A 26456-nucleotide genomic window follows, 5' to 3' on the forward strand; every position below is an offset into this window, starting at 1 on the left:
CGTCGGCTGTCTTTATTTGTCTATCTGCTCGGTTAATTGGAACCTGCGCAGGCTATTCCGTTAAAGGCGACGGGACCGATCAAGAATAGATCCCCGGTTCCGGGAGGGGAAGCGGATGTAATAAACAGTGTGTATCGAATCTGACCGGCCGCAACGAGACTTGCGCTCGGGAAGTCGCAAGCGGTGATCGAGATGGGGGAAACAGTCAGAATTTCGGTACCGGAATTAAAGGTCATGTTATAGATCAGCGTACCAGAAGATAAGGTTCCATCCCCGTTGCGGGTAATGAACAGTTTGACGTCAGGCGGCGGCGTTTGGACCCCTCCTGGGCGGAGAACCGTAACGGTTCCGGACAACCAGATACGCACATCGCCTTGATTAGGAGTCCCGACAGCCGCTAACGTCTGAATGCCGAGGTCTCCGATGAACAAGGCACTGCCATTGTTGAGCTCCACACCGTCTTCGGTTGCGACAGCTATATGCTCGGACATACGCATGTCTAGAAATTGAACAGCCAAAATGCGATACACCTCTTTCTATGATTTAGTAAATTAGTTCGAGCCTGCAACGGCCATGCCGTTGAACGCAACAGGACCTTGAATATACAATCCGCTTACCTCTTCGAGCGTAATCGCGATAATGAATAGAGAGTAACGGATTTGACCCTGGTTGACGACAGACGAAGAAGGGAAGTCGCTAGCGGTGATGGAGATCGGATAAGAGGTAGTTTGAAGGGTTCCGATTCGGAAAAACATTTCGTAAACCAATGTTCCGGACTCGGGCGTCCCGTCTCCTTCACGTGTAATGAAGAGTCGAAGGGAAGGGGTTCCTCCCTTTACATCGTCCGGACGCAGGATGTTCACGACGCCGGACAGCCATACCCGAACTTTCGCTTGGTTAGCCGTTCCGACGACGGGCAGTGTCTGCACGCCGAGATCCCCAATGAAGAGAGCATCGTCCTTATCGATCGGAATGGGCGACAACGCAACGTCGGATCGATGCTCCGATAAGCGCACATCTAGAAATTGAATGGTCATGCGCTGCACTCCTTTTTGGTATACAAGGTACTCATGTTGAAACAATCTGCGACGGGGTTTGTCCCATCTGACCCAAATAAGGCGATTTGATATAAATGGAAAAAACAGCGGCAATCTCGGACTCCATATTCAGTCCAAGGCTGCCGCTGTGTCTTATGAATAGCTATAATCGTTAACGGATTTTTTTGCTGGGTATAATCTTATTCTTCTAGTCCCAGGAGGATGAGAGAAGCATCATCAACGATGATTGGTTCCTTAGGGACGTTGTTGAGGTCAAAGCTCTTGATCAACTCTCGCGCGGCAATAGGCTCTGTTCGATCATGCAGTCCGCTCCATGACGCAAGTGCGCCGACGATGAGTTCCGGTAGAAGACCACGCTCTCGAATGGAAGCGAGAGAGATGGCGCCATGCCGCTTGGCAAGGCGATTGCCGTCAGATCCGAGCATGAGCGGAACATGCGCGAAGCGGGGCGGAGCAAGTCCTAACGCTTCGTAAAGCAGCAGTTGGCGCGGAGTTGAATCCAGCAGATCATAGCCGCGAAGCACGTCCGTAATGCCCATCGCTGCATCGTCGACGACGACGGCCAGCTGATAACTGATAATGCCATCTGCGCGTTTGACGACGAAATCGCCGCCGGCACCTGAAGCAAACTTTTGTAAACCGGCTGCTTCATCCATATATGCAACGGGTTGCTCGGGCATGGCGAATCGAAGGGATGGCTGCTTGACGGCTGTACGTTCCTCGCGTTCAGCTGATGTGAGATGGCGGCAAAGTCCTGGATATGCAGGTCCCTCAGCAGACAATCCATGTGGTGCGCTGGCGATAGCTTGCAGCTCGGCGCGGCTGCAGAAGCACGGGTACAGCTTGTCTTGATCGAGCAGCTGTTGAAGCGCCGCCTCGTACTGTTCCTCGCGTTCGCTTTGCACATAAGGCGCGTAAGGACCGCCAACGTCGGGACCTTCATCCCAATCGAGCCCAAGCCAGCGCAGGTCGTCGATTGCTTGTTTTGCATAATGCGGTCGGGAGCGCGGTTTATCAATATCTTCAATGCGCAGGATGAATTGGCCGTCTGCGCTTCGTATTTGCAGCCAAGAGAGTAGGGCGGTTCGCGCATTGCCAATATGCATAAGACCGGAAGGTGTCGGTGCGAATCTTCCACGTTTCATTGAGCTGTCACCTCCATAATGAAGAGAAAACCTCGGGGCCATTCAATGATGAGCGGCCGTGATTAGAGGCAGGTTAGTCGCCTGCTTGTCGTGCGTGTGATCAAAGGCGGACTTTTTGAACAACCCCTTATAACAAGCCATATTCTAGCATGGCGGTTATTTTGGAAGCAACCGAAGCGGCTGATTCATTGGGGCAAATGGGCAATGATTGACCAATGCTACAATGGACATGGTACAATAGATCATATTTTGGTGAACATTGGGCTTGGAGGTTATGAAATGCTGTCGATTATCGCCGTAACGAAGCAGCAGGAGAAGCTGGTCGGTTTGACGATGGACGATATCCGCGCGAACAGCGGCGATTACGAATGGTATTGGGTCGATTTTGATCAGCCGTCGGAGAAAGAAATTGATTTGCTGTCGTCATGGTTCCATTTTCACCCACTGGCTATTGAAGATTGCTTGCATCGACTGCAGCGTCCAAAGATGGACCATTATGGAGATACACATTTCTTCGTCCTGCATGCGCTTCATCCAGAATCGCTATTCGTTCACGAAGTGAACTTGTTTCTGAATGCGAATTTCGTCGTAACGTTCCATTCGCATCAGTCGCCCGAAGTTCGCGCTGCTATGGATAAAGTGATGGCCACTTCGGATGAGAAACGTCTGAAGCCGCTGCATGCGGCCTATCATTTGATGGACGAGCTTGTGGATCGTTATTTCCCTGCTGTGTATGCAATTGATGATCATCTCGCGGAGCGGGAAATCGAGAATTCCGAACGTTCGGGCACTGCGATGCTTGACGCTTTGTTTGATATTCGTTCAAGGCTGCTTCATCTTCGCAAGACGATCAATCCGATGCGGGATCTGCTCTATCGAATTCTAGGTTCGGACCGAATTGAAGAGCTGCCTGAACAGCGAGCATTCTTCACAGACGTTCATGACCATCTGCTGAAGCTGTCGGAGATGATTGATTCCAGCCGCGAGATGACTGCCGATCTTCGGGACAGCTACATGTCCTACAGTTCCAATCGTATGAATTCGATCATGAAAACGCTCACGGTCATCACGACGATTTTTATGCCGTTGACGTTTATTGCTGGGGTATACGGAATGAACTTCGAGCATATGCCTGAGCTGCATTGGCGTTCAGGTTACGCAGACGTTCTTGTACTAATGGCCGTGCTTGGCTTTGTTATGTTTCTATGGTTCAAACGGAAAGGCTGGTTTGATTAATCGTTCGATTATCCAGAAATCAGCCGATTACCTATTACCGAGTGCCGGAGGAGAAATTGGATGAAGAAAATCCGTATTGCGACCAAAGCGATTATCCGTAAGGATGGACAGATATTGCTTATTAAGTTCAAGAGCAGCGAGCGCGGCATTCATTACGGCTTTCCAGGCGGAGGACAAGAGCATGGGGAAACGCTCGAAGCTTCGATCATACGAGAATGTTTGGAAGAAATCGGGCAGGATGTGCAGCCATTGGCGCTCGTCCATGTGCGTGAATTTATAGGGCGCAATCAGGCGCCTTCAACGATGTACAACGAGTTCCATCAAGTGGAATGCTACTTCGAATGCAAGCTGTTGTCGGATCGGCCTTATGATGCGGCGACTGTTCCAGATGCCGATCAGATCGGCGTGGAATGGATCGATATCGACAAGCTTCCAACGCTTAATCTCGTTCCGCAAACGGTTGGACAAGTGATTGCGTCGGGTCAGCTGACACCTGTATATCTAGGCGATGTCAATTGATGGACAGCGGCATGCAAACGAATGAACCTTTGCAAACAGACAACGAACCTGTACAAGCAGGGAAGAAAGGACGCGCTGCTTGGGTTGCAGCCGTCGTGTTGATTGCAACGGCATTATCGTTCGGGGCGGGCGGCATTGCGATTTGGCTAACATCCGCACAGACCGAACATCATGGGACGAGTGGGAAGCCGGCATATGACGGCTACACATACGCTCGCGAAGAAGCAGATGGCGTCGTGATGCATGCGCTTATTACGGAACCGAGCAAGGTAACGCTCGAAGCGGTGCGCGGCAATGTCGCGGGATCTCCTTATTATGGGGTGAACGGCGGGTTCTTCTACAACGGCATGCTGCTCAGCATGGCGGTCATTAATGATCAGCCAGTTGGCGGCAAGCCCGAGACATACGGCTCTGGTTATAGCAATGTGAAGCTTGCACGCGGGACACTTGTATGGGATGGAGCCGCGAATAAGCTGAGTGTTCAGGTTGTTTCGAATGGGGACGACGTGAAGGTGACGGATCGTACGCACTTTTGGGCGCAGGGCGGCATAAGTATGCGGCCATCGGACGATACAAGCTGGAGACAGCAGGCAGATGCGGAGCAGGCGCCTTTCCCGGACGATGATCGGCTGCGGACAGCAGCCGTATATGATAAGGATGGGAAGCTCTATTTGATCGTATCGCAGACGAAGACGACGCTTGCGAAGTTCAGACAAGCGATTTTGTCGGCGTATGGCGAGATGGAGGACGGCATATTCCTCGATGGAGACGGCTCTTCCCAGCTGCGAGCCTTCGAAGCGACGCTGCCGGGTGACGGCAGACGGGTGGAGCAGATGATTCGGTTGAAAAATCCTGGTGAGAACCGGTAGAGATAAATGGTTTGTTGATTGAAATGCGATGTCTTGAAAGAATAGTATGAGGCAGCTGTAAGGTGTACGGGAGAAAGGGAAGGTTAGTGTGAGACGATTACCGGCATTGCCGATTGATGAGGCGGTTCCAGATCTGCTTAAGGCACTGGCAGGTGGACCGAACGCAGTATTGGTTGCGCCGCCTGGTGCGGGTAAGACGACTCGGGTTCCGCTAGCGTTACTGGATGAAGCATGGCTTAATGGCGGCAAAATCATTATGCTTGAGCCGCGAAGGCTGGCTGCTCGTTCGGCAGCTGCGCATATGGCTTCGCTGCTAGGTGAGAAGACAGGGGAAACGGTCGGATATCGCGTACGGCTCGATACGAAAGTGAGCGCAGCGACGCGGATCGAAGTCGTGACCGAAGGCGTGCTGACGCGAATGCTGCAGAGCGATCCCTCGCTTGAAGGTGTTGGAGCGATTCTGTTTGATGAGTTTCACGAGCGGCATTTGCACGGCGATCTAGGATTGGCATTGTGCTTGCAGGCACAGTCGCTGCTGCGCGAGGATTTGCGCTTGCTCGTTATGTCGGCAACGCTTGAGGCTGCGCCAGTTGCTCGCTTGCTTGGTGATGCGCCTATTATTGAGAGTGAGGGAAGGGCTTTTCCGGTTCAAACGATTTATTCGGATCGGCAGGCAGGTTTTGGCTTAGGCGCGCTATGGCAGGGTGAATCGATTGAAGATCGGACAGCACGAGCTGTGCTGAGGGTACTGCCAGAGCATGAAGGGGACGTTCTTGTCTTCCTTCCAGGGATGCGTGAGATGCGACGCGTGGAGTCGCAGCTTCGGCAGCAAGGAATTGGACGCGGCATGTACGGATCTATCGATGTCGTACTGCTACATGGCAGTATGCCGCTGGAGGAGCAAGGTCAGGCGGTAGCGCCAAGTCCGGAGGGACGCCGTAAAATCGTACTCGCGACGTCAATTGCCGAATCTTCGATTACGGTTGAAGGCGTCCGCGTCGTTATTGACAGCGGCATGATGCGGGTGCCGCGGTTTTCGCCGCGTACAGGAATGACGCGGCTGGAGACGGTAACGGTATCGGTACCGTCGGCCGATCAGCGCCGCGGACGCGCAGGGCGCGTTGCGCCAGGCGTCTGCTACCGGCTGTGGACGGAGCAGGAGCAGCTGATGCTTGCGCCGCGCAGCACGCCGGAGCTGCTCGAAGCGGATCTTGCGCCGCTGGCGCTCGAGCTTGCCGCTTGGGGCGTCAGCGCGCCAAGCGAGCTGGCATGGCTCGATGAGCCGCCGGCAGGCGCTTATGCGAGCGCATGCGAGCTGCTGCAGCAGCTCGGCGCGTTTGACCGCGAGCGGCGGCTAACGCCGCTCGGGCGGCGCATGGCCGCGCTCGGCGCGCAGCCAAGGCTCGCGCGCATGCTGCTGTCCGCGGCGGCGATCAGCCCCGCCGCCGCGGACACCGCGTGCGAGCTGGCCGCGCTGCTCAGCGGCCGCGATCCGCTGCGCGGCGAGCGCAGCGCCGACATCGCGCTGCGGCTTGGCGCGCTTCGCGCGCTCCGGCGCGGCGGTGCCGCGCCGGATGGGGCGAGCGGCGGCGTAGACGAGGCCGCCGCTCGCCAGGCGCTCGCGGAAGCGCGCCAATGGCAGCGCGCGCTCGCGCAAGATGGTGCCGGGGCTTCGCCCAGCGCCAGTAGAGCGGCTTCGCCGCATGGCGGCGGTACATCAGCGGCGCCAACGCCACGCGGCGAAGCCGCATCATCGCCAGCGGCGCCAACGCCACGCGGCGAAGCCGCATCATCGCCGCGCGGCCACGACGGCTCGCACTCGGCTCGCGGCAATAACGCCTCGCCTACGCGCGAGCCGTCGATTGGCGCGCTGCTCGCCTTCGCCTACCCCGATCGCGTCGGCCAAGGCCGTGGCGACGGGCGCTTCCTGCTTGCAGGCGGCCGAGGTGCCGTGCTGACGCCGGCGCAGCCGCTGTCTTATGCTTCGTATATCGCTGGTGCAGAGATGGAAGACGGCGATGGCGAGAGCCGAATCGTGCTTGCAGCAGACATTGAAGAGAATGAACTGCATGCGTACCACAGCGATCACGTCGTGGAAGAGCTGTCGGTCTTATGGGATCGCAGCGCGCAGGCCGTCCGTGCCAGACGCAAGCTGATGTTTGGTGCACTCGTGTTGAAAGAGGAGCAGGTTACGAAGCCTGATCCGATTAAAGTTACAGCGGCCTTGCTAGATGGTATACGCACAGAAGGAACTGCGATTTTGTCATGGAATAAGCAATCTTCGCAGCTTCGTGATCGGATTCGCGTTATGCGTAAGTACGATCCAGAACTGCCGGATTTGTCAGAGGAAGCATTGTTGGCATCGTTGGAAGATTGGCTGGCGCCGCATCTAACGGGCATTCGCAGCCGTGACGGCTTGCAGAAGCTGAACATGATGCATGTGCTGGAAGCGATGTTGTCCTGGAATGATAAGCATCGATTGGATGAACTGATGCCAACGCATATGACGGTACCGAGCGGTTCGCGTATTCCGATTGATTATACTAATCCGGAGCAGCCCGTGCTGGCGGTCAAGCTTCAGGAGTTGTTCGGCCTGCAGGAAACGCCGAGGATTGCGAAAGGGAGGCTTCCGCTGACGCTTCATCTGCTGTCACCTGCACAGCGGCCTGTACAAGTGACGCAGGATTTGGCGAACTTCTGGCGGAACACCTATTTTGAAGTAAAAAAAGAACTGAAGGTACGTTATCCGAAGCATTATTGGCCGGATGATCCGTTCGCGGCGGTGCCAACGAGTCGGGTAAGACCGAGACCTTAATAGTTACCGCTCGATTTTAGAATTGCAGCAACACCAAATTCGCGGCTAGCGCCGCATAGATAAGCGCCTCGATGATCGAGAGGCGCTTATTCCATTTGTTCGAACGGCGCCCAATCGATCCGCCGAGCCATCCAGCGACGATCGAAGCAGCGCAAAATACGACAAGCGCCTGACAGATAAACAGCAGGCCGAACTGAATCATTTGGAACGGCACATTGCCTTTTGACGTGGAGACGAATTGAGGCAGAAGCGCCAGGAAGAACAGGGATACCTTTGGGTTGAGCACGTTCATCCAGATCCCACGTCTGTACAATGTGCTGAGCGATAGAACTTCTTGTTTATGATCCACCTCATTGCGGGTATTGATAGCCGTTGCAGCAATTGCAGTATGTCTATACACTTCTTTATCTGCCGCCGGTCCTGCAGGTGCGTCATCCAGCTTCGTTCTTGGCCAGGTTCTATAAGCAAGATATAGCAGGTAAGCGGCTCCGAGCCATTTTACAGCGGTGAAAGCGGCTTTAGAAGACAGGACGACGGCGGATATGCCAAGTGCAGCTAATGAAGTGTGAACGAGCAGGCCTGTACATAAGCCAAGCGCGACCATAACGCCGCTTCTGGCGGAACGACTCATGCTTTGTGCGATGACGAACAGAATGTCAGGTCCGGGCATAATCGTCAGCGCAATGGCGACGGCAATGAAAGAGATAGCAGTTTCTAAAGTGATCATCAGGTAGTTCCTCCAACGTAGATAGCAATGATGTCAATGTTTTCATTTGTACATAGATTCCATAATCCGAAGAATTGAGGTTGATTCATCCATGATTCCTTTGCTAGTCGCCTATTATGTAGCAGTGAATTTCATTCTGTGGGGCATGATGAAGCATGACAAACAGCAAGCGCGCCGACACGGCTGGCGGACGCCCGAGAAGCGGCTGCTGACACTTGGTATGATTGGCGGCGCATTCGGCGGTATCGCTGCGATGCAGATGTACCGTCACAAAACGAAACATGCCGCATTCAAATATGGCTATCCGGCGATGGCGATCGTTCATCTGTATGGACTGTCAGCACTATTCGGCGTGTGGAAATAAGTCCTCTGTTGGAACGGACTTTAGATATTGATTCGACAAGTATATCATGAATGGTCTAAACGAAGACAAATAACAGCCCGAGGGCTGTTATTTGTCTTCGCGCGCTTAGTTATTGAAATCCGACATCCGCGCTCAGCATATCTTAGGCCGAACTGCCTCTGACTCCTTCCGAAATTTCAGGTAACTCTCGCCATTATCTTATATTGCTATATTCGATGCGGCTGGGATATAAAGAAGATACCTTTCACTAGCTGCTAGGGATGATGAGCTGCACAGGAATGACAGCGTTCTTCGGCGAGTATATATGGTCCATCTGTTCGCGTAACAGCTTGACGGCTGTTCGTGCCATCTCCTGTTCATCCTGCTGCACATATGCCACGCTTGCTAGATGAGGATTATCGAAAGAAAGCAATTCGATGGTAGTATGATTGTTCAAAGAACTGATGGCGGCTGATGTAAGACGTGCGGTTTCCTCAGTCAAGGTGAAGGCGGCAGTGATTCCACTGTGCTCCTGCAGGAAGCCGCTTACATAATCCAATGCTTGTTCGCCGCGTAGAATGTTGAGAGGAATGTGACACCACAAGCTCTTGTCGATCGAGATCCCTTGATCGGTGTACGCTTTCTCGAAGCCGAGCGTGCGATCCTCAATGGCAGAATTCGAATTTTCAGGCGAAATGAGCGCAATCCGCTGATGACCCTTGGACAACAAGTGGGTGACCGCCTTGTACGCACCGCCGTAATTGTCAGATGTAATGGTGTACGTCTCAATGTTGCGCAGATACCGGTCGATGAACACGCATGGGAATTTATCGAGCGACAGACGCAGCAGCGATTCGTTGTACTTCTCATCTTCAGTCGGAAAAACGATTAAACCCTGCACACCGAGTTCTGTCAGTGTGCGAATGGCGTTCGATTCGATAGAGGAGGACTCGCGCGTAATGCTTAGCACCATGCTGAGACCTGCTTCTTGCAGGAATTGTTCCGTGTAGTCGACGAGCTTCTGAATAACCCGGGTTCTCATCGTCGGAATGATGTAGCCGACGAGCGGCAAAGATGATACGCTGCGCACGGGCGGTGCATCGTTGTTATAAACAAGGTTGGCGGAGACGAATGTGCCCTTGCCTTGTACGCGAATAATTAGCCCTTCGTCAGCAAGCAAGGTCAAGGCGTTCTTGACCGTTATTTTACTTACTTTGAATTCGTCCATTAGTTCTTGCTCAGAAGGGATGCGGTCCGTCGGCCGAAGCTGTCCTGATTTAATTTTCCGCATAATGTCTTCTTGAATTTGTTTGTAGAGCGCCAGCTTTTTCAACTTGCCGCATCTCCCCATAAATTTTATGATTTTATACTCAATTGGTTATATAAACCATATTCCATATATACTATAATACAAAATGTAAAGCGCTTACAACACTGAATCTGAGAGGGAGTACGAAGGGGTCTTTTCATTAAACGGTTAGAATCATGTTAAGGAAAGTGGTGACAACGACACAATTGTAATCGCTTTAATTAACATGGCTAACTAGTCAATCCATTTTTAAACGTTTAACAACAAAAAGAGAGGATGACGAACAAATGAAAAAACGTAGTACGCTAATCTCCATTGTTACAATCCTTATTTTGTCACTCGTTCTGTCGGCATGTGGCAAGTCCGATGATTCATCCAATTCAACTCAGCAGTTAGGTGCTAATGCAGGCGAGAATGCAACAGAATTATCTTTCTGGACATTCGTAGATTTGCACGGTAAGCATTTGGATAAAATGCTGGGGTTATGGAACAAAGAGAACCCAGACAAACAAATCAAGCTGAATGTAACGGTTATGCCTTACGACGATATGCATAACAAGCTCTTATTGGCGGTTACGAGTGGCAAAGGTGCTCCTGATATCGCGGATATCGAGCTTGGTCAATTCCCTAAATTCTTGGAAGGCGACAACGTTCCGCTGGAACCTTTGAATGATGTATTTGCACCATACAAAGACGCTGTCGTTCCTGCACGTGTCGCGATTTATAGCAAAGGCGATCAAGTTTACGGATTTGATTATCACGTAGGTGCAACGCTTGCTTTCTACAACACGGAAATCCTCGAAGCAGCAGGTGTTGACTACAAGACGATCAAAACTTGGGAAGATTACAAACAAGCAGGTATCAAAGTTTATGAGAAAACTGGCAAGTACTTAGGAACTGCCGATACTTCAGCTATTTGGCAAGAATCCTACCTCCTTGCTCAGCAAAACGCTGACTTCACGGATGAGAATGGCAATCCAAAAGTAAACTCGCCTGAAATGGTAAAAGCGCTTGAAATGTTGGTTGACCTGCAAAAGAACAATGTTATCCATACGATCCCAGGCGGACAACCGGATACAGAAGAAGCGAAAGGCGAATACAACAAAGGCAACTACGCAAGCGCATTGATGCCTGAATGGTATATGTCCCGTTTCGTAAACGAAATGAAGGATCTTAAAGGTAAGTATGCAATTGCTCCATTGCCTGTATTTGAAGAAGGTCAACCACGTTCCGTTGGTTTGGGCGGTACAGGTACAGTCGTTACGAAGAGTGGTAAAAACGTTCAGTTGGCAAAAGAATTTGTAGCTTTTGCTAAGCTTTCGAAAGAAGCTACTACTGAAATCTGGAATACGCTTGGATTCGACCCAATCAACATGGATGTATGGAAAGATGAGGCTGTCACGAAAAACCCTGATAACGAATACGTGCAATACTTTAAAACAAATGCATTTGATACGTTGAATGAAATTAAAGACGAAATTCAAGCGATCAAATCCGTTAAAGCTTCACCAACGATCGGCAACGTCTTCAATACGGTTACGTTGAATGCGATCTTTGAGGATGGCAAAGACGTGAAGGAAGCGCTGGATGAGGCGCAAGCAGCAATCGAACAAGAATTGAAATAAACATTAGAGGTAGTCGTATTATAAGTAAATGATTTTGATTAAACCTGTCGGCAGGTAAAGTGGTCGGCAGGTTTAATCGTAGTCAAGGGAGATTGAGAATATGATAAAGAAATTTGTATACTCTCAAAAAGTTGCACCATATGTTTTTGTGTTGCCATTCATACTCATATTCTTAATATTTTGGTCTTATCCGCTTGCGAATTCATTCGTAATGAGTTTTCAAGATCGGATGTTGGGACAGGATCCCAAATGGATTGGTGAAGCGAATTATTCGAAACTATTCACAGATAAAGTGTTTTTGACGGCTATCAAGAATAGCGTTGTGTACATGCTAGGAACCTTAGTGCTGCTAATTCCTTTTCCGATGTTATTCGCCGTTATGATAAACAGTAAGTTAATGGTGGGAAGAGAATTTTTTAAATCTTCGTTCTTTCTTCCGGCTTTGACATCTGTCGCGGTTGCGGGTACCATTTTCCGCCTTACTTTCGGCGAAATGGAAGGTTCATTAATGAACAGTTTTCTGGGTCTATTTGGTGTAGAGCCTATAAAGTTCTTGAAAGACGGAGAATGGAGTATGGCAGCACTGTTGATCCTTGCATGCTGGAGATGGACAGGCGTTAATATGCTGTACTATCTATCCGGATTGAAAAGCATTGACAATGAATATTATGAGGCTGCTTCGATTGACGGGGCATCAGCATGGCAGAAGTTTAGAGCGATTACAATGCCATTATTGAAGCCGACCACGATATATGTAACGACAATTAGCGTTTATGCAGGTTTAGCCATGTTTACCGAGAGCTTAATGATGTTTAACGGTAACAATTCTCCGAAGAATATCGGTTTAACTATTGTCGGATATTTGTATAGACAAGGGATTGAGAAGAATAAGCTGGGTTATGCAGCTGCAGTTGGCATCGTTCTGTTAGTCATTGCGATGGTTATCAATTTGACGCAGCTGAAACTGAGTGGAATGTTCAAGAAGGAGGAGGATTAAAAATGGGCGCAAGTCAAACGAAAAACAACTTAATTGCTAGAATAGTCATGATTTGTTTCTTTATTGTACTATTCGTTATCATTATGATTCCATTCTATGCAGTGGCCCTGTCTTCCTTTAAACCAGGCGAATCATTAATAAGATATGGACTTAACTTAAGCTTGGATTTTAAAATAATGAGCTTTGACAATTTCACTTATCTGTTTACTGGTCAACATGATTATTTTACATGGTTCTGGAACAGTATGACTTTAACAATCATTCAAGTGGTGTTAACACTGTTTGTAAGCGCTTTTGTTGCATACGGTTTTGCAGCCTATGATTTTAAAGGTAAGAACTTCCTCTTTATATGTGTTTTGCTCATTATGATGGTGCCATTCGAAATCTTGCTGGTGCCTTTGTACAGCCTAATTAATGATTTGCATATGGTGAATAGCTATTCCGCAATCATTCTGCCGGGTATTGCGAATGCCGGGACGATTTTCTTCTTTAGGCAATACCTAAGAAGCATACCGAAAGAGATTATTCAGTCTGGGCGGGTTGATGGCGCAAACGAATATGCGATTTATTTCAGACTGATCATGCCGATCATGAAGCCTTCCTTTGCGGCAATGGCCATTCTGAACGGTATGAATAGCTGGAATAACCTGTTATGGCCATTCATGGTGCTCGGAGATCAGAGTAAATTTACACTTCCGATCGGTTTGAAAACATTGTTGACTCCTTATGGGAATAACTATGACCTTCTGATCGTTGGCTCTTTCTTCTCCATCATTCCAATTTTCATCTTGTTTATCGCTTTCCAGAAATATTTCATAGACGGTATGACTGCAGGTGCTGTTAAAGGTTAGTCTCTACAACTTACGAAACAGGTGATAGGATGGAAGTCCAACAGAAGGAGCTACACGCCATTAGACCATTGATCGAGCAGAGAGCAGATCCTTTTATTTACCGACATTCGGACGGTTATTATTATTTCGTAGCTTCCGTTCCTGAATATGATCGAATTGAAATCCGTAGGGCACAGAACCTTGAGGAGCTTGCTGCTTCGACTCCTGTAGTAATCTGGAGAAAGCGCGATACGGGTATCCTTAGCGCTAATATTTGGGCACCTGAGCTGCATTTTATCGACGGCAAATGGTACGTTTATTTCGCTGCCGCACATACGACGGAAACGATTGAAGGCTTGTTCGACCATCGGATGTACGTGCTGGAGAATGACAATGCCAATCCGCTGGAAGGCAGCTGGACGGAGAGGGGGCAGGTTCGGACCGCTTGGGAAAGCTTCGCCCTCGATGCCACTGTCTTTGAGCATAACGGCAGCCTCTATTATGTATGGGCACAAAAGGATCCGAAAATCGAAGGCAACTCTAATCTGTACATTTCTAAAATGAGCAATCCGTGGACGCTGACTGGGCCGCAAACGATGATTACGAAGCCGGAATATGACTGGGAGATCATCGGGTACAAAGTGAACGAAGGCGCGGCATTCCTTCGAAAGGGCAATCGGGTATTCCTCTCTTACTCGGCTAGCGCCACTGATTTCAATTATTGCATGGGCCTGCTTGAAGCGGATGCGGACGCGGATTTGCTCGATGCCGCCTCATGGCGGAAGTCGCAAGCGCCGGTTCTCACAACGGATGAGAGCATCTCTCTATATGGTCCCGGACATAATAGCTTCACGGTGTCAGCGGACGACGAGAAGACGCTGTTTGTGTTCCACGCAAGAACATACAAAGACATTGTAGGAGATCCGTTGTACGATCCGAATCGCCATACATTTGTAGCGGAGCTATTGTGGACGGCTGACGGCAGACCCGATTTCCGTGGGTCTGTTGCGTCACTCGCACATTCTGCTCAGTAAACGTTGGTTCCATTGGCATTTAAATGGCAAGCCCTGCGGCCTCGATTAATTCGAGGCCGTTTATTTTTGTCCATGGAACGTAATTTATGGTATTGTCTGTTGCATAGTCCGTCTGAAAATGGTAATCTAATTATCCTTTTTAGCGGTAGTTCAAAAAGTCGTCTTTTGATCACGAAGTGAGTCAGGAAGCCATTCGGCGTCGAAGCTTGCGTTCACCTTCGAAGTCCGGAGGTTATGCTTCCGATGTAGGTTTCCGCTGGAAACCTTGTATCATGTAGGGTTTGTCTGCACTCCGTTCCTCTGAAGTTATTTGCGTTACTCCAAGTGTTACAACCTTCGAGCAAATAACAGCTTCGTAAGCATACGCTTTTCAGGTTCTCGCAATCTTCTCGGTGCTGAAAACCCGACTTTTTGAACACGTACTTTTATATCGTAACGGCTAGTAGATGACACACAATTAGTGGAGGTAAGTTATGTCCGTTCAAAGCATTCATCCGGAGGAAGAGCAGCGGCTAACCCACACTCTTCAAGAAATCGATCGGCAGCTAGGCGGGATCGGTCCCCGGTATCTTGGCGATGACTACACGGAGCAGGTGCTCGACGCGCAGCGCGAGGAGCGGCGCCAGCGGCTGGAAGTTTCGGCGAAGGAGCCGTATTTCGGCCGTATCGATTATAAGCATGAGAAAGACAGCGATGCGAAGCCTCTTTATATTGGCAAAGCAGGCGTAGGCGATAACGAGGGAGTTGATCCGCTCGTTATCGATTGGCGCGCGCCGATCGCGAGCTTGTTCTATTCGTTCAGCGGCGGGGAAAGCCCGGTGACGTACGAATCGCCAGATGGCGAAGAGACAGGCGAGATCATGCTCAAACGCAACATTCTTGTTCGTCAGCGTGAGCTGGTGCGCGTAGTTGACAGCTACGTGCGGGGTGCGGATAACGTTAGCGCAGCAGACGAATTCCTGTTGTATCGACTCGGGGAGTCGAAGGACAACAAGCTTCGCGACATCGTGTCAACGATACAAGAGGAGCAGGACAACATTATACGCGCTGAGCGCAACAAAGCGCTGTTCATTCAAGGGGTGGCAGGCTCGGGTAAAACGACGGTTGCGCTCCATCGTCTCGCATACCTGCTGTATCGTTATGCGGGCCGGATCGCGGCGAACCGCATGATTATTTTTGCACCCAATACGATGTTCCTCGATTATATTTCCGGCGTTCTGCCGGAGCTCGGCGTTGGCGATATCGCGCAGACGACGTTTGCGGATTGGTCGATTGAGTTGCTGGAGCGAGAAGTGAAGCTGGTGAGTGCAGCTGATACGCTGGAGCACTGGTTCGAGGAGAAACGGACGCAAGCGGAGCGGGACGAGGCGCCAGGCCGATGGAAGGGACGCGCCGCGTTCCGTGAGATGCTGGATGCGAAGCTGAAGGATGTAGAACACCGAATGGTACCGGATACGCCTTTCGAGCCGCATCCAGGATTCAAGCTTTCTCCTACGAAGATTCGCGAATGGTTCGAGACCGATTACGGTGACGATGAACCGTTGATGAAGCGACGGGAGCGGTTGGCCAGCCGCATGAAGCGTTGGCTGGAATCGGAATGGAAGGACCGCAGGCTGACGGATAAAGCGGCGAAGTCCAAAGCCAACACGAAGCTGAATGCTTATGTGAAGAAAATGCCGTCGTATACCGCGCCGCAGCTGTATCGCACGCTGTTCGATGGCAAGGATGTACAATTCGATGTTCCGAAGGCGATCGCCAAACGGACGATGCAGCAGCTAAAGGCTGGCTTCGTCGATCCAGAGGATCTGGCGCCGCTTGTCTATCTTCATATACGGCTGTATGGTCTCGGCACTCCGATGTTCGACCACATCGTTATCGACGAAGCACAGGATTATTCGCCGATGCAGCTTGAGGCGCTTGCGCTGTGTCAACGGGTTCCGTCGTTGACCGTACTGGGCGACTTGCAGCAGGGGATTCACGATTATGCAGGCGTTCGACGCTGGAGCGAGCAGATGGATTTGTTCGACTCCTCGATCGTTGGCTACTACGAGCTTGATCGCAGTTATCGTTCGACGATGGAAATTATCGAGTTTGCGAACCATGTCCTTGCGGGCATGGATGGCGGCGTGAAGCCGGCAACCCCGGTGTTCCGGAGCGGTGAAGCGGTTGATGTCATTCCTTGCGAGGATGCTTCATGGGAATCGCAGCTATTGGCATCCGTTAAAGCGATGCTTGAGATGGGCGTCTACCAGTCGGTGGCGGTGATCGGCCGGACGGCACGGGAATGCGAAGCGATTTATAACGTGCTAACGGATGCCGGCCTGACACCGTCACTGGTACAGAGCAAGCAGCCAGCCTATAAAGGTGGTCTGACGGTTGTGCCTGTCTATCTGTCCAAAGGGTTGGAGTTCGACGCTGTACTAATCGCAGACGCTGGGGAAGAGGCTTATCTCGAAGGTGACGCGAAGCTGCTCTATGTCGGCTGCACACGTGCTCTCCACAAGCTGCAGCTGCTGCATCGTGGGGCTTTGACGCCGCTGGTGAAGCTGGAAGTAAACTAAACGGAGTTTAACAAATAAAGTAGACAAAAGCGTACTAAGGCTGCTTAGTGCGCTTTTATTTCGGAAATATTTGCTGCTTGAGATTTGATTTTCATCTCCGTGAAGGTTCATAATTAGTTGTAGAGATAGTGGAGTTAACGCACGCTCACAATTAGAGCAACTAGGCAGGCTTAAGGAGGCATGATTTGGATGAAAAAGGAACATATCGTACACTTCAAGATTATTCACGGTAAAGAGGTCAAGGAACTTCGGGGACTGCTATATCTGGAGGGGGATGAGGAACCGAATGCAGAGGATTATGCGCGCCTTTTGAAGGATTACGGACATGATATTACAAGATTAATTGATCCTTATCATTTTATTTATGAAGCTCAAAAGGATGGAGAAATTTATAAAATCGATGTGCTTGAGAATTATGAGAAGAGCAGTCGTGATCCTGAGGCAGAACATCTGGCAAAAAACTTCATGAAGCATGACTATTAATGGAATGAAATTATTGGATACATAAATATTGATTATTGTGAAAGAGGGAGCACTTGCGCTCCCTCATTTTCGATTGTCAAGAACCTTTGCGGCCTTCCTGCTTACTTGCGTACCGCTTCATAAACAAATTTCTGTTTCCCATTCGCAGGTGCTTTGCCATATTCGAAATCAGCCGAAACGACCACATCGGAGAAGCCGATGCTTTCTAAAACGAGTTTAAACTCTTCGACGCCGTACCAACGTAAAGCAAAACGCTGCAATTCTGTCTGGAGAAGTGCGCCATTACGCCATTTTTCATATTTTATCAATGACACTTTGTATTGCTTGTACAAGTCTGCTTCAAGAAGCTTGCCTTCCATTGTGATGATATCTCCATTCGGCAATGCAAACGTCGACGTTCCACCGAACTGACCGCACTCAAAGTTAGTGTCAGGCAAAAAAAGATCTAGCATAAGTCGCCCACCGGGGTGAAGATGGTCGTAAAGGCGCTGTAATGCGCGAAGTGATTCTTCTCGTTGTTCAATTAACAAGAATGAACCACCTGGAATAATGATTGCAGTGAATTTATCCCTTCCGTACCTTATTAATGGACGTGACGGATTTAAGCATTTGCATGTGAATCACTCACCTTCTTGTAAAATTGTCTCAATTATAAATTCAAGGTAGAATATGGTCAACAGAATAATAGACAGTACATACCGAACACAGGACTTGTCGCAAGTATAGGCTAGTTTTTCGAATAATTTTTCTGGCTATGTAGAAATCGCAACAATTGAAACGACATCATAACGTAACCACAATCAAGGATATTTTAGAGGAGGAGTATGTATGAGTTACACGTTGATGTTGTTCGAGAGTCAGGAGGATTTTGCGGCAAGAACGGATCCAGCGCGGCAGCAACAATATTTAGCAGGCTGGACGCACTATGTGCGTGCTATGCACGAGGCTGGAATTGTCGTATATGGATCAGGTCTCTATGCGCCAGAGACAGCTGCAACGATGAAGCGGCATGGTGGCGAAACTTTGGTTCAGGACGGGCCGTTTGCTGAGACAAAAGAACAGCTTGGCGGGATTATGGTGATCGATGTTCCAGACGTGGACACTGCATTAGAGTGGGCTGCTCGAGCACCCGTCGCTGCGGTTGAGGTCAGACAGAACATCCCACCGTTGAAGTAAGTTCGCTATGGAAATAAATCAAGTCATTGAGAAAACGGCACGTGATGCATATGGCCGATTGCTCTCCTATTTGGCAGTAAATTGGCGGGACCTTCAAGCAGTCGAGGATGCTATTGGAGATGCTTTTCTCGCCGCGCTGGAAACTTGGCCTAAGGCAGGCGTTCCGAATAAGCCTGAAGCATGGCTGGTTACTGCCGCCCGTAGGAGGCTTATCGATCGAGCACGACGTACCCGTATTTCCGAAAGCGCGCTGCCGACACTTGCTGCCATATCAGAAGATGCACAACGTCTGAGTTCTTCAAGTGCTGTCTTTCCGGACGAACGATTGAAGATGATGTTTCTGTGCACGCATCCGACAATTGATGCTGTGATGCGAACGCCGCTTATGCTGCAGACGGTGCTGGGAATCGACGCAGCTCGAATCGCATCAGCATTTATCATCAAGCCCTCGACGATGAGTCAGCGACTTACCCGGGCAAAAGCAAAAATTCGTGCCGAACGCCTCACTTTTGAAATGCCTGATGCAGAAGAGATTCCGGATCGTCTCGATCCTGTTCTGGAGGCCATTTATGCTGCTTACGGGAGCGGGTGGGATGAGGCGGACACAGCAGACTCGCCTCGCAAAGGATTGGCGGAGGAAGCCATTTATTTAGGAAAGCTGCTTCTTCCATTCGCCCCTCGCGAACCGGAGGTTTACGGTCTTCTAGCGCTGATGCTGCACTGTGAAGCGCGCCGTGAGGCGCGGCATGACGGAGAGGGGAACTATATTCCCCTCTCCGAGCAAGATTGCACGCGATGGGACCAACGCCTGATCATGGAGGCGGAGCAATATCTACATACCGCCTCGCAAGCAGGTCGTATTGGTCGATTTCAACTCATGGCAGCGATTCAATCGGTACATGCACAACGCTTATGGACGGGGCGTACCGAGTGGGTGCCAATTGCTCAGTTGTACGAAGGCCTTGTTCGTAATTACCCAACTCTTGGAGCGTTGGTCGGTCGAGCTGCCGCGGTCGCGGAGGCTTATGGACCGGAACACGGCATCGCATTACTCGAAGCTATACCATCTGAAGAAGTAGTTAACTATCAGCCCTATTGGGCGCTTGCCGGTCATCTATATAAGCAGGTGGAACGCATAGAAGATGCTCTTTCTGCGTATAGTCGGGCGATTGGACTAAGTACAGATAGGTCCGTTCGACAGTTTTTAAGCCGTTTGGCTTCTGTTTTAGGCATATAATAGTCTTCTGAGGGCACCTTCCAGAGGTGCCTTATTTGGCGTAACAAACCGTTTCAATACCCTTTGTCAATATTTTTTGTTAACCATTAATAAAAACCCGGTCCTCAGACCGGGTTTGGTTATGCGCTTTAAGCTGAGCGAAATGAGCTCAACTCCGGACTACTTTTGAATATTTGGTTTCCCCTGGTCGTTCGGATCGTTAGATCGAGACGGGTTGCTTTTCGGCTTGTGTTTAGGGGGATTTGTTTTTGTGCTCATTTGTTGGATCACCTCCTGTATTTATCCTTTAGAGTATTTCACCAAAAACCAAAAATATGAGGAGGAAATACCAGGAGAGATTTCGTGAATGAACTGCCTAGTCATGCTGAAAGGTATGTTGGCGACAATGATTTGTTTTTGGATATATATGAAGGAGACAATCTCTCGCAAGCAGCTGAGGGGAGACCGCCGTTGCTCTTCGTTCCCTGGCGCTTATATAGGAAGTTGGATGTGGAGCAAATACATGCCTCACTTCATTCGTGATGGGTGCGTAATAAAAAAGCCGCTCGAATCGAGCGGCCAATCGTCCCATTATTCCTTGCTTCCTCACTGCCCGCTCAATCGGATTTGATTGATGGCCTGCGCCAATATATCCATCGTTCGATTGGACTCTGCAAGCGTATTTGCTGCTCCGCCAACTTCGATTAATGCGCTGGTAGGAGAGTAGTTTTGATTATACCAACCGTTGCCGACGCTTCTATCCTTATAGTATATTCCTCTGGACAGACCCGGGTATTTGGCCGTGACTAGCGCTTGTATCTTCTTGGCGAAGGCATCGTTCTGCTTCCAATTCGGATTTTCGAGACCGATTACGAAATACAATTTGGCATAGCTTGTGCCACGAATGTTGACCGTGGTCGTGCTTCTAGGACTTGTATCCCGATGAATATCGAATAAATATTTGATTTGCGGATGCAGGGTAAGCTGATTGATGATCGATTTCTCGGAATAAACGTATGATTTCGCATAGTTAAATTGGTTTCCGTAAATCGATTCGTAATCGTAGGAAGTTTGATAAACTTCAGCGCCCATCGCCTGCAAAATGCCGGCCAACCGTGCCCCTAACATGGTGACATTGGTCGTCTTATTGAATGCGAGATCGGAGTTCCACACGCCCGGCAGTTCAGGAATCCACGATTCCTGATTATGCGAATGGTAAATATAAACCGCCGACTTCGAGACCGGATTTGCGGATGCTGCAGAATCCAAACGAATGACCAGCTTATTAGGGTCGCCGGTGTTTTGGATTTGATAGCTCACTTTCTGTTTGAGATCCGCCAGGACTCGGATAGTCGAGCTGTCTGGATCATTCATTATGTAACTGATATCCGAAATATACGGGTTGTCGGGTGAAATATTCGATACTACACCAGTTGAATTGTCGGTCTGATCGCTAGTAGACCCATTAAGCGTTACGCCCGGCAGATCTACAATAAGACGATCCGGATTGGTTAAAATAGAAATGCTAGGCGTGAAGCTCCCGTCGGTGGCAATCGTTAATCGATTATTGTCCAATTGAATCGATTGCAGTGCAGGATATTGATCTGGCGGTAGTATAGGCACGTTCGGGTCGGTGGCAGGGTCACTGCCAGAAACGTCACTGCTTGTTCTCCATAAACTGACCGCGTAAGTTGACGCATCCCACTTCACCACAAGACCAAAGTTTTCAGCGACGAAACGAATGGGGAGTAACGTTACCCCGTTAATGACGATTGGAGGCTGATCCAAAGGCGTCGTTGTTCCATTAAGAATCGCATAACTGCCGTTAATCGGTAGAACGATTGTTGTCGTATCGTTGGAAAGGGTTGCGATTTGGCTTTTCTTATCCCACGCAACGTCAGCGCCCAGGCCCTCCGCGATAACACGAATCGGTACCATCGTGGTTTGATTGATCAAACGAGGGGCAACGGACGAGCTTAACTTTTGACCATTAAGATACAGTTTGATCGTAGAAGATGCAGCATAGGTATCCGGTAAGTTAAATGATAGCAGGAACAATAGTGATAAGAGTGCAGTAATCGATCTTTTCATCATCCACCTCTAGTCTAAGTTGTCCAACCTAGCAATTTCTTGTCACAACAAAAAACGATAGCCTCTTAAAAGTAAGAAACTTTCGCCGTCTTATCAATACTATATTTTTGGTAATATTTTTTACAGCATAATCTTAGATTTATCATTACTCACAGTTTGGTCATTCGTATCATGTTACGACATCCTTATATATGTATCCCAGAGGCCAGACTTAATAGGATGGCCTTTAAATATGCGTTTTTACTAAAATACTAGACGTAATTGCCTAATTTTACTAGAATATTATTTTGAATACTATCTATTTTTATTAATACTCTTATGGAGGTAAGTAGTGGAACGACAGTAATTATTCAATGGCATGAAACGCACTCCATTATTTATTAAGCTTGATTAAGGATGGACTTATTGTATAGGAGGATTTTTTTGATGACGAGGTTAATCGATTTCCATCGTTGGATCGCAATTATTCTAGTTATTACTCTCGGTGTTGGAATACCAACCGGTGGATCAATAGTTGCAGCAGGATCGGAGGTACTTGATCAATCGCAGACGAATTACTACGGAAATACGTGGGTAAACCATGATTATCCAAGGTATCAAACGTTTACTCCAGCAATCTCAGGGCAGTTGAGCCGAATTGAATTGAATAACGCTGGTACATACGGCTCTGTTACATTGATCGTTAGCTTGTATAAGAATGATGATTTATCGACGTCGATCGCTTCAGTACAACAGACGCCGATTGATGGCTGGGTGTCTTTTGATTTCTCAAGCTCACTTCCCTATCTCAAGAAAGGAACAAAGTATCGTATCGTAGTTTCTACTGATCTTGGTGGCTCTTATGGCTTTGGATGGTATACGAGCAGCGGGGACCCTTATAAGGGAGGAGAAAGCTCTGCTTCTGGTTTCGACTATACGTTCAAAACGTATATGATTCCGGACTATTCGTTATCGGCGAGCGAGAGTCTAGTAACAGCAGCTAATTCCAGTCTAACTGCGGATGGGACCAGCCAGACGAGTGTGACGGTAACGGCAAAGGATGCACAGGGTGGGGATTATACGACTGGAGGTGCTATGGTCGCTATCACGGCGACACTAGGTACAATCAGTGCTGTTACAGATAATGGGAACGGTACATACACAGCAACTTTAACCGCTCCAACGACAGCAGGGACTTCAGTTGTAAGTGCAACGATTGGTGGAGTCTCTGTCGGTAACACGGCCAATATTCAGTTTGTTGCAGGGCCGCCATCGCCTGGGACAAGTACAGTTACGGTGGGCAGTGGTACATTGACAGCCAATGGGACAAGCCAAACACCGATAACGGTTACGTTGAACGATACTTACGGTAATAGACTGACAACAGGTGGTTCATCCGTTGCAATCACTTCAACGAAGGGCACTGTTGGTCCTGTAACGGACAATGGTAATGGTGTTTATACAGCGATATTGACCGCTCCAACGACAGTTGGTTCCGGGGTTGTAAGTGCAACAGTAGGAGGCAGCCTTATCACGTCAACGGTGACAGTACAATTCGTGTCTGGTACGCCTTCCACATCTACAAGTACGGTCGCAGTGGGTAGTGGGACACTGATAGCGGACGGAACAAGCCAGACCACCGTGACGGTGACCTTAAAGGATGGACAGGGCAACGCAATAACAACAGGTGGTACGTCTGTTGCAATTACCGCAACGAAAGGGACGGTAAGTGCAGTAGCAGACAATGGCAACGGTACCTACACGGCGACGTTGACGGCTCCTACGACGGTGGGTACTTCAACAGTTAGTGCCACAGTTGGTGGTAATGCAATCACATCGACGGCGACTGTACAGTTTGTTTCCGGTACGCCATCCACAACGACAAGTACGGTCGCAGTGGGAAGTGGGACACTGACAGCGGACGGAACAAGCCAGACGACAGTGACGGTGACGTTGAAGGATGGACAGGGCAACGCAATAACAACAGGTGGTACGTCTGTTGCTATTAGCGCAACGAAAGGGACAATAAGTGCAGTAACAGACAATGGCAACGGTACCTACACGGCGACGTTGACGGCTCCTACGACGGTGGGTACATCCACTATCAGTGCAACAATTGGTGGTAGCGTAATTGCATCGACGGCGACTGTACAGTTTGTTTCCGGTACGCCATCCACAACGACAAGTACGGTCGCAGTGGGCAGTGGGACACTGACAGCGGACGGAACAAGCCTGACGACAGTGACGGTGACGTTGAAGGATGGACAGGGCAATGCAATAACAACCGGCGGCGAGACGGTAGTCATTAACGCAACGAAGGGCACGGTAAGTGCCGTATTAGATGAAGGCGATGGTACGTACACAGCAAAGCTGACTGCGCCGACGACAGTGGGTACTTCAACAGTTAGTGCCACAGTAGGTGGCAATGCAATCGCATCGACAGCAACTGTACAATTCGTCCCTGGTACGCCATCAGCAACGACAAGTGCAGTAGCAGTAGACAACAATACACTCACGGCAGACGGAACGAGTCAAGCGACGGTGACGGTAACATTGAAGGATGCGCAAGGCAACGCAATAACGACCGGTGGCGAGACGGTAGTCATTACGGCTTCGAAGGGCACGGTAAGTGCCGTATTAGATGAAGGCAATGGCACTTACACAGCGACGCTGACAGCACCGACGATAGTCGGTAATTCAACGGTCAGTGCCACAATAGGCGGCAACGCAATCGCATCGACGGCTAGCATAACATTTGTAGCTGGTACGCCATCAGTAACGACAAGTACCGTTGCAGTAGACAACAATACGCTGACAGCAGATGGGGCAAGTCAAGCAACAGTGACGGTAACATTGAAGGATGCGCAAGGAAACGAAATAACGACCGGTGGTGAGACGGTTGTAATTACAGCAACATCAGGAACTGTGAGTGCTGCAACAGATAAAGGTGATGGCACCTACACGGCCACACTTATTGCTCCATCTACAGTCGGCACAGCAATACTCAGTGCCACAATAGGCGGCAACGCAATCGCATCGACAGCTAGCATAACATTTGTAGCTGGTACGCCATCAGCAACGACAAGCCTCGTTGCAGTAGACAACAATACGCTGACAGCAGATGGGACAAGTCAGGCAACAGTGACGGTAACGTTGAAGGACGCGCAAGGAAACGCAATAACAACCGGCGGAGAAACGGTAGTCATTACGGCTACGAAGGGCACGGTAAGTGCCGTATTAGATGAAGGCGATGGTACGTACACAGCAACGCTGACAGCGCCGACGACAGTGGGTACTTCAACAGTTAGTGCCACAGTTGGTGGCAATGCAATCGCATCGACAGCAACTGTACAATTCGTCCCTGGTACGCCATCAGCAACGACAAGTGCAGTAGCAGTAGACAACAATACACTCACGGCAGACGGAACGAGTCAAGCGACGGTGACGGTAACGTTGAAGGATGCGCAAGGAAACGCAATAACAACCGGCGGAGATACGGTAGTCATTACGGCTACGAAGGGCACGGTAAGTGGCGTAATAGATGAAGGCGATGGCACTTACACAGCAAAGCTGACTGCGCCGACGACAGTGGGTACTTCAACAGTTAGTGCCACAGTAGGTGGCAATGCAATCGCATCGACAGCAACTGTACAATTCGTCCCTGGTACGCCATCAGCAACGACAAGTGCAGTAGCAGTAGACAACAATACACTCACGGCAGACGGAACGAGTCAAGCGACGGTGACAGTAACGCTGAAGGATGCGCAGGGCAATTCAATAACAACCGGTGGCGAGACGGTAGTCATTACCGCAACGAAGGGCACGATTAGTGCCGTAAAAGATGAAGGCGATGGTACGTACACAGCAACGCTGACAGCGCCGACGACAGTGGGTACTTCAACAGTTAGTGCCACAGTAGGTGGCAATGCAATCGCATCGACGGCTAGCATAACATTTGTAGCTGGTACGCCATCAGTAACGACAAGTACCGTTGCAGTAGACAAAAATAAGCTGACAGCAGATGGCACAAGTCAGGCAACAGTGACAGTAACGTTGAAGGATGCGCAAGGAAACGCAATAACAACCGGCGGCGAGACGGTAGTTATTACCGCAACGAAGGGTACGATTAGTGCCGTAATAGATGAAGGCGATGGTACGTACACAGCAACGCTGACAGCGCCGACGACAGTGGGTACTTCAACGGTCAGTGCAAAGGTAGGCGGCAGCGCAATCGCATCGACAGCCAGCGTACAGATCGTCCCTGGTACGCCATCAGCAACGACAAGTACAGTTGCAGTAGATAACAATACGCTGACAGCAGACGGAACGAGTCAAGCGACGGTGACAGTAACGCTGAAGGATGCGCAGGGCAATTCAATAACAACCGGTGGCGAGACGGTAGTCATTACCGCAACGAAGGGCACGATTAGTGCCGTAATAGAT

The 26456-nt window shown here is 49.7% G+C and carries 21 protein-coding genes; 14 read left to right on the plus strand and 7 right to left on the minus strand.

Features of this window, described 5'->3' with window-relative positions:
- Nucleotides 1–32 precede the first annotated feature (32 nt).
- From DFQ01_RS07110 to gluQRS, 3 genes are all read right to left on the minus strand, one after another.
- Nucleotides 33–518: a hypothetical protein gene (locus DFQ01_RS07110; protein WP_110043178.1), complete on the minus strand. Its 486-nt coding sequence runs from the start codon at nucleotides 516–518 to the stop codon at nucleotides 33–35.
- Between the two features lie 33 nt (nucleotides 519–551).
- Nucleotides 552–1037, minus strand: a complete 486-nt coding sequence (locus DFQ01_RS07115; protein ID WP_110043179.1) for a hypothetical protein — start codon at nucleotides 1035–1037, stop codon at nucleotides 552–554.
- Between the two features lie 200 nt (nucleotides 1038–1237).
- On the minus strand, nucleotides 1238–2203 hold the full coding sequence (gene gluQRS, locus DFQ01_RS07120; protein WP_110043180.1) for a tRNA glutamyl-Q(34) synthetase GluQRS: 966 nt from the start codon (nucleotides 2201–2203) through the stop codon (nucleotides 1238–1240).
- 279 nt (nucleotides 2204–2482) lie between these two features.
- Between gluQRS and corA the strand changes: the two genes are divergently transcribed.
- The 4 genes from corA (at nucleotide 2483) to hrpB (ending at nucleotide 7642) form a co-directional block, all read left to right on the plus strand.
- Nucleotides 2483–3439, plus strand: a complete 957-nt coding sequence (corA, locus tag DFQ01_RS07125; protein ID WP_110043181.1) for a magnesium/cobalt transporter CorA — start codon at nucleotides 2483–2485, stop codon at nucleotides 3437–3439.
- A gap of 60 nt (nucleotides 3440–3499) precedes the next feature.
- On the plus strand, nucleotides 3500–3958 hold the full coding sequence (locus DFQ01_RS07130; protein ID WP_110043182.1) for an NUDIX domain-containing protein: 459 nt from the start codon (nucleotides 3500–3502) through the stop codon (nucleotides 3956–3958).
- Nucleotides 3958–4827, plus strand: a complete 870-nt coding sequence (locus DFQ01_RS07135) for a phosphodiester glycosidase family protein (protein ID WP_110043183.1) — start codon at nucleotides 3958–3960, stop codon at nucleotides 4825–4827. The genes DFQ01_RS07130 and DFQ01_RS07135 overlap by 1 nt, the downstream gene beginning before the upstream one ends.
- Nucleotides 4828–4915: 88 nt before the next feature.
- Nucleotides 4916–7642 (plus strand): ATP-dependent helicase HrpB, encoded by a 2727-nt coding sequence (gene hrpB, locus DFQ01_RS07140; RefSeq protein WP_110043184.1) that lies wholly within the window; start codon nucleotides 4916–4918, stop codon nucleotides 7640–7642.
- A 16-nt stretch (nucleotides 7643–7658) separates the two neighbouring features.
- Here hrpB and DFQ01_RS07145 read toward each other — a convergent pair whose 3' ends face one another.
- Complete coding sequence (locus DFQ01_RS07145; protein ID WP_110043185.1) at nucleotides 7659–8369, minus strand: LysE family translocator; 711 nt, start codon at nucleotides 8367–8369, stop codon at nucleotides 7659–7661.
- 91 nt (nucleotides 8370–8460) lie between these two features.
- On the opposite strand from DFQ01_RS07145, the gene DFQ01_RS07150 reads away from it, so the two are divergent.
- On the plus strand, nucleotides 8461–8733 hold the full coding sequence (locus tag DFQ01_RS07150; RefSeq protein WP_110043186.1) for a DUF1294 domain-containing protein: 273 nt from the start codon (nucleotides 8461–8463) through the stop codon (nucleotides 8731–8733).
- A 247-nt stretch (nucleotides 8734–8980) separates the two neighbouring features.
- Here DFQ01_RS07150 and DFQ01_RS07155 read toward each other — a convergent pair whose 3' ends face one another.
- On the minus strand, nucleotides 8981–10045 hold the full coding sequence (locus DFQ01_RS07155; RefSeq protein ID WP_110043187.1) for a GntR family transcriptional regulator: 1065 nt from the start codon (nucleotides 10043–10045) through the stop codon (nucleotides 8981–8983).
- A gap of 263 nt (nucleotides 10046–10308) precedes the next feature.
- Here DFQ01_RS07155 and DFQ01_RS07160 point away from each other — a divergent pair, with 263 nt between their 5' ends.
- From DFQ01_RS07160 to DFQ01_RS07185, 6 genes are all read left to right on the plus strand, one after another.
- Nucleotides 10309–11646: an ABC transporter substrate-binding protein gene (locus DFQ01_RS07160; protein WP_110043188.1), complete on the plus strand. Its 1338-nt coding sequence runs from the start codon at nucleotides 10309–10311 to the stop codon at nucleotides 11644–11646.
- Between the two features lie 100 nt (nucleotides 11647–11746).
- Nucleotides 11747–12643 (plus strand): carbohydrate ABC transporter permease, encoded by an 897-nt coding sequence (locus tag DFQ01_RS07165; RefSeq protein WP_110043189.1) that lies wholly within the window; start codon nucleotides 11747–11749, stop codon nucleotides 12641–12643.
- Between the two features lie 47 nt (nucleotides 12644–12690).
- Nucleotides 12691–13494 (plus strand): carbohydrate ABC transporter permease, encoded by an 804-nt coding sequence (locus DFQ01_RS07170; RefSeq protein WP_425452373.1) that lies wholly within the window; start codon nucleotides 12691–12693, stop codon nucleotides 13492–13494.
- A 29-nt stretch (nucleotides 13495–13523) separates the two neighbouring features.
- Nucleotides 13524–14507 carry a glycoside hydrolase family 43 protein gene (locus tag DFQ01_RS07175; RefSeq protein ID WP_110043191.1) on the plus strand — a complete coding sequence of 328 codons (984 nt, stop codon included), beginning with the start codon at nucleotides 13524–13526 and terminating at the stop codon, nucleotides 14505–14507.
- A gap of 473 nt (nucleotides 14508–14980) precedes the next feature.
- Nucleotides 14981–17068: a HelD family protein gene (locus DFQ01_RS07180; RefSeq protein ID WP_110043192.1), complete on the plus strand. Its 2088-nt coding sequence runs from the start codon at nucleotides 14981–14983 to the stop codon at nucleotides 17066–17068.
- Between the two features lie 189 nt (nucleotides 17069–17257).
- Entirely contained in the window at nucleotides 17258–17551 is a 294-nt protein-coding gene (locus tag DFQ01_RS07185; protein ID WP_110043193.1) for a hypothetical protein, read from the plus strand.
- Nucleotides 17552–17652: 101 nt separating this feature from the next.
- Here the strand turns inward: DFQ01_RS07185 and DFQ01_RS07190 are convergent, their stop codons facing one another.
- Nucleotides 17653–18081: a hypothetical protein gene (locus DFQ01_RS07190; protein WP_174812715.1), complete on the minus strand. Its 429-nt coding sequence runs from the start codon at nucleotides 18079–18081 to the stop codon at nucleotides 17653–17655.
- A gap of 298 nt (nucleotides 18082–18379) precedes the next feature.
- On the opposite strand from DFQ01_RS07190, the gene DFQ01_RS07195 reads away from it, so the two are divergent.
- Together DFQ01_RS07195 and DFQ01_RS07200 are read left to right on the plus strand one after the other, a co-directional pair.
- Nucleotides 18380–18727 carry a YciI family protein gene (locus DFQ01_RS07195; protein WP_110043194.1) on the plus strand — a complete coding sequence of 116 codons (348 nt, stop codon included), beginning with the start codon at nucleotides 18380–18382 and terminating at the stop codon, nucleotides 18725–18727.
- A gap of 7 nt (nucleotides 18728–18734) precedes the next feature.
- Complete coding sequence (locus tag DFQ01_RS07200) at nucleotides 18735–19964, plus strand: RNA polymerase sigma factor (RefSeq protein ID WP_110043195.1); 1230 nt, start codon at nucleotides 18735–18737, stop codon at nucleotides 19962–19964.
- A gap of 585 nt (nucleotides 19965–20549) precedes the next feature.
- Here DFQ01_RS07200 and spoIIP read toward each other — a convergent pair.
- The gene (gene spoIIP / locus DFQ01_RS07210; protein ID WP_110043197.1) at nucleotides 20550–22037 is read right to left on the minus strand and encodes a stage II sporulation protein P; all 1488 of its coding nucleotides are present in this window, start codon (nucleotides 22035–22037) and stop codon (nucleotides 20550–20552) included.
- 423 nt (nucleotides 22038–22460) lie between these two features.
- Between spoIIP and DFQ01_RS31000 the strand changes: the two genes are divergently transcribed.
- Nucleotides 22461–26456 (plus strand): beta strand repeat-containing protein (locus DFQ01_RS31000; RefSeq protein ID WP_219993692.1); only part of this gene is annotated, 3996 nt, incomplete at its 3' end.

Source organism: Paenibacillus cellulosilyticus (assembly GCF_003182255.1).
Lineage (GTDB): Bacteria > Bacillota > Bacilli > Paenibacillales > Paenibacillaceae > Paenibacillus_T > Paenibacillus_T cellulosilyticus.